This is a genomic window from Paenibacillus sp. JNU01, assembly GCF_059130585.1.
Genome location: NZ_CP169723.1, coordinates 4256838 through 4270554 on the forward strand (window position 1 = coordinate 4256838; position 13717 = coordinate 4270554).

General features: G+C 48.5%; 9 protein-coding genes. All 9 read left to right on the forward strand.

From position 1 onward, the window contains the following. Positions 1-187 precede the first annotated feature (187 nt). The 9 genes from NLBNIHML_RS18520 (at position 188) to NLBNIHML_RS18560 (ending at position 13361) form a co-directional block, all read left to right on the forward strand. On the forward strand, positions 188-2971 hold the full coding sequence (locus tag NLBNIHML_RS18520; RefSeq protein WP_494352476.1) for a glycoside hydrolase family 3 C-terminal domain-containing protein: 2784 nt from the start codon (positions 188-190) through the stop codon (positions 2969-2971). Positions 2972-3158: 187 nt separating this feature from the next. Next, entirely contained in the window at positions 3159-3350 is a 192-nt protein-coding gene (locus NLBNIHML_RS18525) for a hypothetical protein (RefSeq protein WP_339239064.1), read from the forward strand. A 217-nt stretch (positions 3351-3567) separates the two neighbouring features. Then, complete coding sequence (locus NLBNIHML_RS18530; RefSeq protein ID WP_494352477.1) at positions 3568-4608, forward strand: sialidase family protein; 1041 nt, start codon at positions 3568-3570, stop codon at positions 4606-4608. 173 nt (positions 4609-4781) lie between these two features. Continuing rightward, complete coding sequence (locus NLBNIHML_RS18535) at positions 4782-5510, forward strand: copper homeostasis protein CutC (protein WP_494352478.1); 729 nt, start codon at positions 4782-4784, stop codon at positions 5508-5510. Positions 5511-5587: 77 nt separating this feature from the next. After that, positions 5588-7069 carry an alpha-L-fucosidase gene (locus NLBNIHML_RS18540; protein ID WP_494352479.1) on the forward strand — a complete coding sequence of 494 codons (1482 nt, stop codon included), beginning with the start codon at positions 5588-5590 and terminating at the stop codon, positions 7067-7069. Further along, on the forward strand, positions 7050-8831 hold the full coding sequence (locus NLBNIHML_RS18545) for a glycoside hydrolase family 35 protein (RefSeq protein WP_494352480.1): 1782 nt from the start codon (positions 7050-7052) through the stop codon (positions 8829-8831). The genes NLBNIHML_RS18540 and NLBNIHML_RS18545 overlap by 20 nt, the downstream gene beginning before the upstream one ends. Before the next feature lie 105 nt (positions 8832-8936). Beyond that, the gene (locus NLBNIHML_RS18550) at positions 8937-9803 is read left to right on the forward strand and encodes a sugar phosphate isomerase/epimerase family protein (RefSeq protein WP_339239071.1); all 867 of its coding nucleotides are present in this window, start codon (positions 8937-8939) and stop codon (positions 9801-9803) included. A 256-nt stretch (positions 9804-10059) separates the two neighbouring features. Next, complete coding sequence (locus NLBNIHML_RS18555; RefSeq protein WP_494352481.1) at positions 10060-11118, forward strand: Gfo/Idh/MocA family protein; 1059 nt, start codon at positions 10060-10062, stop codon at positions 11116-11118. A gap of 830 nt (positions 11119-11948) precedes the next feature. Continuing rightward, the gene (locus NLBNIHML_RS18560; RefSeq protein ID WP_494352482.1) at positions 11949-13361 is read left to right on the forward strand and encodes an alpha-L-fucosidase; all 1413 of its coding nucleotides are present in this window, start codon (positions 11949-11951) and stop codon (positions 13359-13361) included. The last annotated feature ends 356 nt before the right edge of the window (positions 13362-13717 follow it).

The following is a 13717-nucleotide window of genomic DNA, read 5'->3' on the forward strand; positions in this document are numbered from 1 at the left end:
TGTCCGTGGCTTTTTGTTATGCCGTTCATCGTGGGCAAGCCTTAATAATATAAATTAAGCACAAATCTAGTTTAATTTCTGCGATAGAATCTGTTAATATGAGACTATGTACAAGTGAATCTACCAGATCATATGGAATGGTCTTATTCGTTCGTAGATATGGGGATGACAATCAGGAGGGAAATCATTGAGCACACATCAAATCGGAGTTCCATTGGAAGGGTTTGCAGAGTTTAGTCGTACGGTTGCTGCTGAAGGAGCCGTTTTACTCAAAAATGAAGGGCAAGTGCTTCCACTTGGTGAAAACGAAAACGTTTCAGTTTTTGGACGGATTCAAGTGAATTATTATCGCAGCGGCACGGGTTCAGGCGGTAGTGTCCATGTAGCCTACACAACCAATCTGCTCGATGGTCTGCGCAGCAAAAAGAATATAACGGTGAACGAAGAACTGGCAGCTGTCTATGAGAAGTGGATTGAAGAGAATCCATTTGATGATGGCGGAAAAGTATGGGCGGCCGAGCCATGGAATCAGAAAGAAATGCCTTTGACGGATGAACTGGTTGCACAGGCCAGAAGCAAATCCAGCAAAGCCATTATCGTGATTGGACGTACAGCAGGAGAAGATCAGGATAATGCGGATGCGCCAGGAAGTTACCAACTGACAGAAGATGAAAAAGAGATGCTGAAGCAAGTCACTGCGCAGTTTGAACACACAATCGTAGTGCTGAATGTCTCGAATATCATCGACATGAGCTGGTTAAACGAAACGTATCTACATCCAATTCAAGGTGTAATTTACTCCTGGCATGGCGGTATGGAGGGTGGCAACGCGATTGCTGATGTGCTGGCGGGAGACGTTACACCAAGTGGCAAACTGACAGATACGATCGCATATTCCATCGAGGATTATCCTTCGACTAGCAACTACGGCAATGAGTTCAAGAACCTGTATCAGGAAGATATTTATGTAGGTTATCGTTATTTCGAAACGTTTCGACCCGAGCGTGTTCAGTTTGAATTCGGTTACGGCCTGTCTTATACGACGTTTTTGGCTCAGCATGAAGAAGCGAAATCTGTGTCCAAAGACGGCGAAACCTACATTGAAGTTCGTGTCAATGTGACCAACTCGGGTACAACATATGCGGGCAAAGAGGTTGTACAAGTCTATTATGAAGCCCCGCAAGGCAAACTGGGACAACCGGTGAAGGCTTTGGTTGCTTTTGGCAAGACGGGATTGTTGCAGCCGGGCGAGTCAGAAATTCTGACGATCAGCTTCCCGATCCATGACATGGCATCCTACGATGATGCGGGTGTTACAGGTCATGCTTCCGCATACGTTCTGGAAGAAGGCACATATCGACTGCATGTAGGAACCAGTGTGAAACAAGTGCAGCACGTTAGCATCGATGGTCAGGATGGATATGTGATTGAATCCCTTCAATTGGTGGAGCAACTGCAAGAAGCGATGGCCCCAACGGAAGATTTTACACGGATGAAACCAGGTGCGCGCAAGGAAGATGGATCATATGAACTGACTTATGCAGAAGTACCGAAACGTAAGATATCCATGGCGAACCGGATTGAGCAGAATCTCCCGCAAACGCTGGAGCAGACGGGGAACCAGGGCCACAAGCTGAGTGACGTTAAAGCTGGTAAAGTGAGTCTGGAAGCCTTCATTGCTCAACTGAGTGATCAGGATCTGGCAGCGATTGTCCGCGGCGAAGGCATGAGCAGTCCACTCGTTACTTCGGGAACGGCATCTGCATTTGGGGGTGTCAGCGACAGCTTGTTCAACTACGGTATTCCGGTAGCATGTACGGCAGATGGCCCGTCGGGTATTCGTATGGACAGTGGAGAGAAAGCAACCCAGGTATCCATTGGTACGTTACTTGCGGCGACATGGAACAAGGAGCTTGTTGAAGAGTTGTATGTGATGGAAGGACAGGAACTGCTCAGAAATCAGGTAGATACCCTGCTCGGACCTGGCCTGAATATCCGCCGGAGCCCGCTTAATGGCCGGAACTTTGAGTACTTCTCTGAAGATCCACTGATCTCGGGTGTATTTGCCGCAGCGTGTACAAAAGGCATTATGAAGGGTGGTTCTAATGCCACACTGAAACACTTTGCCTGCAACAACCAGGAGAAACACCGTAGTAAAGTGGATGCTGTTGTCTCTGAACGTGCTCTGCGTGAAATTTACCTTAAAGGGTTCGAAATCGCTGTAAAAGAAGGCGGAGCGAACTCCATTATGACCTCCTACAACCCGATTAACGGACACTGGGCGGCATCGAACTACGACCTGAATACCACAATTTTGCGCGGCGAGTGGAATTTTGAGGGTATCGTCATGACCGACTGGTGGGCCATTATGAACGATGTGACCGAAGGTGGAGAAGCGGATCGCAAATACACGAACTGGATGATTCGTGCGCAGAATGATCTCTACATGGTTGTACCGAACTACGGCGCAGAGATCAACGGCTGGGACGATAACACGATTGAATCCTTGGAAAATGGAACATTGACTCGCGGAGAACTGCAACGCTCGGCAATCAACATCTGCAGATTCATCATGAATGCACCGGTGTCCGATAGAAAACACGAGATCGTGGAGAACGTAGCTTCGTTCCAAGCGAATGCCTCCCTATCGGCTGCACAGGCCCAGGTTCTGGTTGAGAATGCACAGGTGAAACCTGCGGTAGCTGAACCGGTTTATATGAAAGTGGACGAGCCTGGCCATTATCGGATTATTGTACAGATCATGTCCCCTGAGCCGGAACTGGCTCAAAGTGCATGTAACCTGCTCCTGAATGACCAGTTGGTAACCACCATTCAAACGAATGGTACGGAAGGCAAATGGATCAGACAGAAGCTTGTCAAAGTAGACCTTGAAGCAGGACTGTATGAATTGAAACTGGACTTCACCAAACCAGGTCTCCAGATTGATTGGATCGAATTCAAGCAGGTGTAGAGATAATCAGAAATATCTTGTGATAGCAGCAATCATAAGATTGTTCTTCATCCAAAGCAGAATACGTGGGTACATGACAAAGGACACTGCTCGCGGTGTCCTTTGTTGTAACACGGAATAGCTGCTGTTATGATAGTGTTATGGGATTTTGGAGTTCTGAACAATGGGGTCAGGGGTGTTGCGAAGAATGAGAAATTATAATTTTATGAGTCCGATCCTGTTAGTTGTGGTGGCGCTGATTGTAAGAGGTCTGGTGACTAACCTGGGCGTTCTTTTTGGCTTATCACAAGAAGTGGCAAGTAATATTGCCATGATTGCCATGATTATAGCGGCACTGATTATGTTTAATCGAATGACGAAGGCTCGGCGTAAAAAATAGAAAAGCTCGGATAATCTTAAGTTTATCCGAGACATGAAGACACCCTAAGGGTGTCTTTTTTTTGTATTGACGTTCTGAACCTAACGTTTTAGACTATTGCTAATCAATAATAACATTGTAAATAACAAAAATAACAAAATAATTCAACGAAGCACTTAAAATACGTTGCACTCTCTATTTGCTAACCTATTCCGGTCCCCCAAAGGAGAATCCATTCATGAAGATCATTGCCGACAAACAATTTATCTTTCAGGAAGGTCAGCCTTTTCAAAGCAGTCATGCGTCCACGGTTGCTGTGTTACCAGATGGTGATCTGCTGGTTGCTTGGTTTGCAGGTCAGCATGAGAAGGCGAGTGATGTAGCGATTTGGCTCGCAAGGCAGAGTGATAACGGAGCGTGGTCTGTTCCATGCAAAGTTGCAGATGAGGAAGGTATAGCTCACTGGAACCCGGTGCTATATGCACAGAATGATTCACTGATGCTCTTTTATAAAGTAGGGCATGAAATTACGGACTGGCATACCCGCTTCATTCAATCAGTAGACGGTGGGTACACGTGGACAGCTTCTCGGGAGCTGGTGTCCGGAGATATTGGTGGCCGTGGGCCGGTTCGGAACAAACCTATTCAATTGGCGGATGGAACAATACTGGCTCCTGCATCGATTGAACGATTGGACCCTGAGGTATCAGGCAAGCAGATCTGGGAGTCATTTGTCGATATCTCTACAGATCACGGGGGAACATGGACGAAGAGTGCGCATGTGCCGATGGATCTGTCCACCTATGTTGGGTCTGAGCATTGGTTTGCCAAGGGGCTGATCCAGCCTGCATTATGGTCTTCTGGTGGAGAGCGCGTTCACATGCTTCTGCGCAGTACGGAAGGGTTTATTTATCGCAGTGATTCGCTAGATGGTGGACGCACATGGTGCGAAGCTTACGCTACAGAACTACCCAATAACAATAGTGGGATTGATGCCATACGCATGGAGTATGGCTTGCTTGCGCTTGTCTACAATCCAATCCGTGGATACACAACGGAGAGTCCTCGAACCCCGCTGGTGATTACTTTTTCAAGGGACAATGGTCAGACCTGGAGTGATGAATATGTGCTGGAGAATGAACCGGGGGAATACTCGTATCCGGCAATCGTATCCAAGGGGAAGGTTCTATATGTCACCTATACATGGAAAAGGGATCGGATTGCATGTTGGAAGCTGACCGTCACTCATAACGATGAAGAAGGGCCGCAGGAGCGCTGATGATGCACTTTGTCGGTCCTATATGTCATGGAGAGATGCCATGTACCCGTACAATAATGTTCATGAATGGTGGAACGGTCAGATGAGAAAGAGGGCTAACCATTTCCAATGTGCGCATGTCCTACGAATACGTATCATCCCTACATTTTATATGAAAGAAGGGAGTGAACTTTATGAACAGACAGCCTGTATTGGAAGTCATTGCTGTGGATGTGGAAGATGCCAAGGCAGCTGAGGAGGGAGGCGCCGATCGGATTGAGCTGGTGTCTGCGATGTCTGAAGGGGGACTTACCCCCAGTTATGGCGTCATGGCGCATGTGTTGTCCCAGGTATCCATTCCGGTGTATGTCATGATCCGTCCCCATAGCCGCTCGTTCCGCTATAGCGCAGATGACATGCACGCCATGGCCCGCGATGTTCGGGTGGCGAAGGAACTGGGAGCCGCTGGCATCGTAATTGGAGCCCTCACGGGAGAGGGTGAAGTAGATCTCCTCAGCTTGCAATCATGTATGGCTGAAGCTGAGGGTTTGGGCGTTACGTTTCATCGTGCAATTGATGTGAGCGCAAGTCTGACTGGGGCGCTCAAGGCCATTAACACATTGGGCAATGTGGAGCGTGTGCTTACATCGGGAGGGAAACGGACAGCACCTGAAGCCATACTGGAGCTGAAACAGCTTCAGAATTTGGGGCAAACCTTGAACATCGCTGTCATGGCAGGGTCGGGAGTTACTTTAGAGGGAATTGAAACGTTAGTGAGTCAGACGGGCATCACGGAGATCCATATGGGATCAGGTGTACGCCGTGAAGGAAGCTTTGACCATCCCGCAGATTCGAAGCTTATCGCTCAAGCCAAGCAGCAGTTATTACAGGCATCACTGCCATTTATGGACAGTAATGCGTAATGCAATCCGTAACGGTCCAAAAAGCAAGGGTGGTCCAGTGACATAGAAATCCACGAAATAAAAGGAGGGATAACACCATGAACCAGGATATGCAAGCAGCCGAATGGATCAAGTTCGCAGCAGAGGTCAGCCCATCCGAACGCCAGTTGAAATGGCAGGAGATGGAGTTTTACGCGTTTATTCATTTTACGGTAAATACATTCACGGATCGGGAATGGGGCACTGGGGAGGAAGAACCGTTGATCTTCAATCCTTCTGAACTAAGCGCAGCGCAATGGGTGCAGGTGTGCAAGGCTGCCGGGATGAAGGGGCTGATTTTGACGTGTAAGCATCATGATGGATTTTGTTTGTGGCCAAGCCAGTATACAGCGCATACGGTCGCGGCCAGTCCATGGAGGAACGGTGCGGGGGATTTGGTTCGGGAAGTCGCCGATGCCTGCCGTGAGGGTGGATTGAAGTTCGGCGTGTACCTGTCTCCTTGGGATCGGCATGAAGCCACTTATGGAGATTCCGAGAGGTATAACGAGTTTTTCCTCCATCAGTTACGTGAGCTGCTTACGAATTATGGCGATATCTTCTGTGTATGGTTCGATGGCGCGTGTGGTGAGGGTCCGAATGGCAAAAGGCAGGTCTATGACTGGGACGCCTATTATGCGCTTATTCGTGAACTTCAGCCCGATGCTGTCATCTCGGTATGTGGACCGGATGTTCGTTGGTGCGGCAATGAGGCGGGGCATACGCGGGAATCGGAATGGAGCGTTGTGCCTGCGCATATGCAGGATAATGAGAAGATTCAGGAGCAATCGCAGCAGGTGGATGATGGCGAGTTTGCCACAAGGATCAATACACAGGACCGTGATTTGGGAAGCCGAGGGGTCATTCGTTCCCAAGGTGAGCAATTGATCTGGTACCCTGCTGAGGTGAATACTTCGATTCGCCCGGGATGGTTCTATCATGCCAGTGAAGATGATCAGGTCAAAACATTGGAAGAACTGCTCGCCGTCTATTACGGCGCAGTGGGAGGCAATGCCACCTTTTTGCTCAATCTGCCACCGGATACGCGTGGTCTCATTCATGAACGGGATGTAGAGCGACTACAGGAACTGGGTGATTCGCTACGTACCATTTTTCAGGAAAATTTGGCCTTGCAGGCGCTGGTAAAAGCATCGGAGACGATGGATGAACAACATGTCGTATCAGAGGTGTTGACGGAACGACGGGATACGTATTGGTGTCCTCATGAAGGAACGGAGCAGGCTTGGATCGAGCTGGATTTGCAGGAGGAAACGACGTTTGACCGGGTGGTGCTGATGGAACATATCGAGACAGGCCAACGGATTGAGCGTTTTACACTGGAGTCACAGAGGGCAGATGGGGGTTGGGAGGCGTTCTACACGGGGACGGTGGTGGGGTATAAACGAATTTGCTGTTTCCCCCAGGTCACATTGAGAAGGATGCGATTAACCATTCATGAATCCAGATGGTATCCTACGTTGTCCGGGTTAGGCATATATCTGAGCGAGCAGGGAGGGATGCCAAATGCCGCTGCTAACGTATAAAGGTTCACAATTCATGTATGATGGCGAGCCCATTCGGATTTTGTCGGGTGCCATTCATTATTTTAGAGTGGTCCCCGAATATTGGGAGGATCGGCTACTCAAGTTGAAAGCCTGCGGCTTCAACACAGTAGAAACGTATGTGCCGTGGAATGTTCATGAGCCGCAGCCGGGGCAGTATTGTTTTGAAGGCATGGCTGATCTGGAACGTTTTATTCGTATTGCGGGAGATGTGGGTCTGCATGTGATTGTACGCCCAAGTCCTTATATATGTGCGGAGTGGGAGTTTGGCGGATTGCCTTCCTGGCTGCTTGCAGCTGATGATGTCCGTCTTCGGTGTAATGATGCAACATTTCTGGCAAATGTGGATCGTTATTATGATGTGCTTTTGCCCAAATTGAAACCCCTTCTTAGCACGCATGGTGGGCCGATCATCGCGATGCAAATTGAAAATGAGTACGGCAGTTTCGGCAATGACGCGAGTTATCTGCAATATTTACGGGATGGCATGGTAGAGCGGGGGATGGATGTGTTGTTATTTACCTCCGACGGACCGACAGACCCTATGTTGCAAGCGGGATCGGTGCCAGGGTATCTGGCTACAGTTAATTTTGGATCAGGGACGCAAGGAGCGTTCGCCAAGCTGCGTGAATATCAGGCAGAAGAACCTTTGATGTGCATGGAGTATTGGAACGGCTGGTTCGATCATTGGGGTGAGTCGCATCATACCCGGGAAGCCGCAGATGTAGCAGATGTATTTGAAGAGATGCTTCGGGCAGGTGCTTCGGTTAATTTTTATATGTTCCACGGGGGAACGAACTTTGGATTTTATAACGGAGCGAACTGTCAGCAGAAAGATCAATATGAACCCACCATTACAAGTTACGATTACGATTCACTGCTCAGTGAATCTGGGGAGCCAACAGCAAAATTTCATGCCGTACGTGATCTTATTGCTCGGTATAACGATGAAGATCTGGATGAGCTCGTGTTGCCTGAATCGAAGGGGGCATTCGCATATGGACGAGTGGAGTTGAACCAGCAGGCGTCATTACTGCCACAGTTGAACCGGATATCAGTCCCGGTGCAACGCACGAATCCGGAATCGATGGAGAAACTGGGTCAGGATTATGGATTTATTTGTTATCAAACCCGAATATCCGGGCCTAGGGAGCGACAGGAATTGGCGGTTCAGGAGGTGCGTGACCGTGCGCTTGTGTTTGTTGATGGGCAATTTCAGGGCGTGCTGGAACGGGGGAATACAGCAGTATCGATTTCGTTTGAAGTGCCGCCAGAGGGCGCAGATCTATTGATCCTTGTTGAAAATATGGGGCGAATCAACTATGGCCCGTATTTGAGAGATCCAAAGGGGATTACGGAGGGAGTGCGGCATGGCTTTCAATTTTTATTCGATTGGACAATTCATTGTCTGCCATTAGCCGACCTGTCGGGTTTGCAATTTAGCGAGAAATTTTCGGCAGGTGATGAAAAAGGAGAGAGAGCGGGGGGAGGGCCAGCCTTTTACCGGGGAAGTTTTCAAGTAACGGGTGCAAGAGATACTTTTCTGCGTCTGGATAACTGGACCAAAGGTGTTGTCTTTGTAAACGGATTCAATCTGGGTCGCTACTGGAATAAAGGACCGCAAAAAACATTATACGTACCTGCCCCACTCCTTCGCGAAGGTGAGAATGAAATTACTATATTTGAACTCCACGAGACGGCTGATCTGGCCGTTACATTCGTGGATACACCGGATTTGGACTAGGAAAAGGAAAATAGGTGAGCCATACGATTATTGGCAATTGTCGTGTCTGCCGGAAAAAGGTATACGTTGGGTATGGACAGCAACTACAGGAGAGGATGAGGAAAAATGAAAGTTGGACTCAGCACCTACAGTCTGCAACAAGCACTGGATCGTAAAGAATTAACCGTACCGGATGCCATTCGCTGGATCGCCGATCAGGGAGGGGAACATGTGGAGATTGTTCCGATGGGATTCAGTCTGATCGAACATCCGGAGTTGATTGATGAGATTAAAGCTGTCGCAAAAGAGGTAGGAATCGATATTTCCAATTATGCCATCGGCGCTAACTTTGCTGTACAGGAGGACGCCGAAGCGTTGGAGCAAGAGATCCAGAATGTGATGCGACATGTGGATGTGGCTGCTGCATTGGGTGTAAAACTGATGCGGCATGACGTGGCTTTCCGTCCCTCACCGGAAGGAACCGTAGCACAGTTCGAGATCGACCTGCCTGTACTGGTGAAGGCTTGTCAGCGGATAGCCGATTATGCAGCGGATTTTGGGATTACAACAAGTGTGGAGAACCATGGGTACTATGTGCAGTCGAGTGAGCGAATTCAACGTTTGCTCCACGAAACGGCGCGGAATAACTTCAAAACCACCCTGGATGTCGGGAATTTCCTTTGTGTGGATGAAGATCCGGTGAGTGCGGTGAAAAATAATATTCCGTACGCGTCGATTGTGCATGCCAAAGACTTCTATTGGAGACCTTCCTACCGGAACCCCGGTGAAGGCTGGTTCCAAACCTCGCATGGCAATTACCTGCGCGGTGCCATTGTGGGCCATGGCGATATCAACATGCCTGAAGTTATGCGTGTGTTAAAACAATCCGGGTATGACGGATATATCTCGGTCGAATTTGAAGGCATGGAGGATTGCAAAACTGCCTCACGCATTGCCATGGATAACGTCCGCCGCCTATGGGAAGAGGCATAGGGCTGAGTACTTGTTTTAAATGAAATATGACTTGTTATTTAGGGCTCAAAAAGAAAGTTAATTCATTCAGAAAAAGTAGTGAAGGGGGCGAAATCGATTCTGAAGAAGCGAAGCGTGCGCCTTTATCCCCGGATTTCCCCTTTGCAAAAAGGTGAGTGAAGAAATCTGGGGATAAGAGCGATCGGAAGAACGATTCGCAACCGAAACGTCTACTCTGCAGAACTTTAATTATTTTATTTATGGAGGAATCAACACTATGTCCAAATTGAAAGTCGCCGTCATCGGTGCCGGATCCATATCCGATTGCCATTTGCAAGCCTACGCCAGTAACCCGGACGTTGAAATATACGCCATCTGCGACCTGAATGCAGAACGTGCCGCAGAAGTCGCGAAGCAATATAATGCACCTCATGTGTTTACCGATTATAAGGAACTGCTCGCACTGCCCGAGATTCATTCCGTTAGCATCTGTACATGGAACGACTCCCATGCCGAGATTAGCATTGCTGCGCTGGACGCAGGCAAAAACGTGTTATGTGAGAAACCACTCTGCCAAACGGTGGAGGATGCCCTTGAGGTAGAGAAGGCCGTTCATCGCAGCGGAAAACTGCTGCAAGTTGGTTTTGTTCGCCGCTATAGTGACAATGCACAGATTCTGAAGAGGTTCATCGACGAGGGTGAACTGGGCGAGATCTATTATGCCAAAGCCTCCAGTCTGCGCCGTTTGGGTAATCCGGGTGGCTGGTTCTCCGATATCAACCGCTCCGGCGGCGGCCCGCTGATTGATATCGGGGTGCATGTGATCGACATTTGCTGGTATCTAATGGGCAGACCGAAGGTGAAATCCGTCTCCGCTAACGTGTCCAATCGATTGGGGAATCGCTCGAACATTAACAATCTGTCGTTCTACAAAGCGGCAGACTATGACGCGCAGCAGAATACTGTTGAGGATATGGCAAATGCCCTGATTCGTTTCGAGAATGGTGCGAGCCTGCTCGTGGATGTCAGCTTCACGCTCCATGCCAAAGCAGATGAGACCTCAGTCAAGCTATATGGTGACAAAGGCGGTGCCGAGCTGGAGCCGGAAATTTCGATTATCGGCGAGAAATTCAACACCATTTTAAACATGACTCCACAGGTGGATTTCAAATCATTCGACTTTATGGGCTCGTTCCGCAATGAAATCAACCATTTTATCGATAGTACACAGGGCCGCAAAGAAACACTTAGCCCAGTTGAAGACGGCGTCGAAGTAATGAAAATGCTCTGTGCCATCTACGAATCAGCCCGTCAGGGACGCGAAATTACGTTGTAAATAGTGGTATTGCATCGCGTGGATGTGGGTGCTCCATGTGGCTACTTCACGTTGATACTTAACTAATCCCATGGCATTAAAGGTTGTGAGCATTTCGCTCCCTTCTCAATGATGCCCCCCTCCGGGCGAGGTTCGGAGTCGTCCTCTTAGCTTGCTGCTGGAGCAGAGTGGGGAGCGAGTGCTAACGAATCTGATCCGTCTTATTTAAGGATATGGAGCGTGAGCAGAAACCTAAAGAACCTGAGACACGCTATATGAGAATAAACAGCAGTTTACAGCATTATTATCAGCTAATTTCGGGAAATAACGTGTCTGACGTTCCTTACAATTTAAAAAGAGGATCAAAAGGCTAAATAAGACGCCCTGAGTTCCTTAGAAAGTTTCCTGCGATTCGCGAAGGTGCCAGTTTATATTCCTCTGGAGGCAAGCGGAGAATGTGGGATTCATAGGAATTGAAGATGGCACCGCAATCGAAATAACAAAGTTACTACGCCCCATAATAGTTAAACATACCGTTTACGCCATAACGAAGAGTGCAGAACCAATCTGAAGAAGCGAAAACAAAAGCTTCGGAAAATCCTACCACACTAAAAATGACAGGATTTAATATGTCCTTTTTAGTTGAACTAAACGTTTACACGATAACGGAGAGGGCAGAAAAAATCTGAAGAAGCGGAGCGCTCGCCTTTATCCCCGGATTTTCCCTCTAGGAAAATAATCAAAGAAATCTGGGGATAACAGCGATCGGAAGATTATTCTGACCGCGTAGTGGCCGAGTGTAAACCTATGTGTTCAGCGTTTGACATGAAATCCAAAGGAGATGAATCAGGATGAGCGAAACCAAAGAAACCGTACTGGAGCAGGAAGAGCAGATTGTCGAAGCCGGGGTGCACAATTTTAGCAAAGAGGAAGAGTGGATCAGACCAGAGGAACCGCTGCTGAATGAACGGTTGGAGTGGTTCAAGGACCAGAAGCTGGGGCTGATGATGCACTGGGGGCCGTATTCCCAGCTTGGTCTCGTCGAGTCCTGGGCGCTGAGTGACGAGGATGGCGATTGGTCGCGTGATGACATCGACTGGACGGATGACATGGAAGACTTCAAACGGGAATACTTCGATCTCAACAAAACCTTCAATCCGATTCGTTTCCAACCCGAGGAATGGGCACAGATGGCGGCAGATAACGGGTTCAAATACTTCCTGTTCACCACCAAGCACCATGACGGCTTCTGCATGTGGGATACCAAAACGACGGATTATCGGATTACGGGTAAGGATACCCCTTTTCATACCCATAAGTATGCGGACATCTGTCGAGCATTATTTGACGCATTTCGGGCTAAAGGGCTGGGCATCTCAGCGTATTTCTCCAAAGCGGACTGGCATACCCCGTATTACTGGGCACCCGGTATGGAGCGTGGGCGCCATATGTGGCGCGGTCCCTCGTATGATCCCCATAAGTATCCATGGCTGTGGGAGCAATTCGTAGAGTTCACACATGAGCAGATCATGGAGCTGCTGACGAATTACGGACGGATCGAGTGTCTGTGGCTGGATGCCGGCTGGGTGCGCGAAGGTCGCCATGGGCAGGATATCAGGCTCGGAGAAGTCGTGGAACGTGCACGTCAGACCACACAACCGTGGCTCCTGTCCGCAGATCGCACCGTGGGTGGGCCGTATGAGAATATCGTTACCCCCGAGCAGACCATACCGGAACATCCGATGAACATTCCATGGGAGAGCTGTATTACCGTGGGCAACTCCTTTGCCTTCGGATTCGATGATCAGTACAAAACGGGAAGACAGCTGGCACATATTCTACTCGAAGTCGTGTCCAAGGGTGGTAACCTGGCGCTGAATGTAGGACCACAACCCGATGGGCGTCTGCCCAAAGGGGCAATTCGAGGCATCAAGGGCCTCGGTGAATGGCTGGGTACTCATGGAGAAGGGGTCTATGGAACCCGGATCTGCGGGCCATATTTTACGAAAGATTGGGCCTTCACGCAGAAGGAAGAGATCAACACCGTATATGCCTTCCGTTTATACCGAAACGAACATGAGAGCGTACAACCACAGCTAGTCATTCCTTATCTGGAAAAGGTAGAGCGGGTCGAACTCATCGATAGCGATGACGTACTTACGTATCAGCATACGGAAGACGGACTTCTCGTGGAACTTCCACAATCGGTTACAACCAGTGCATTACCCATCACACATACGTTCAGATTGATCACAAGCGCATAGAGATTTTTCCCGTGTGTTCCCCTTCTCGGTGCTGAATCGTTAACTTTTTGAACATGCATGTACAGAACGCTATGTCAATTCCGGGGGAGATCTAACCACCTCCGGGATTTTTTTATTCATACATAAGGAACATAATTTCCACTCAAAACAGCTCGTAATCGCTTGCTATACAAGGGTTTATGGAATAAAGAGAAGTCGGAGAAAATTGCAAATTGATAAAAGTTTACCGTGCGATGTACTATCAAATCAAGAAAGCGCTACCTGATATGAATGTTTACATCAATTATGTTTTACAAGGAAATAAGATCAGGAAAAAGGATATTTAAGGGATGTAAATGTAATGTATTATTACACTT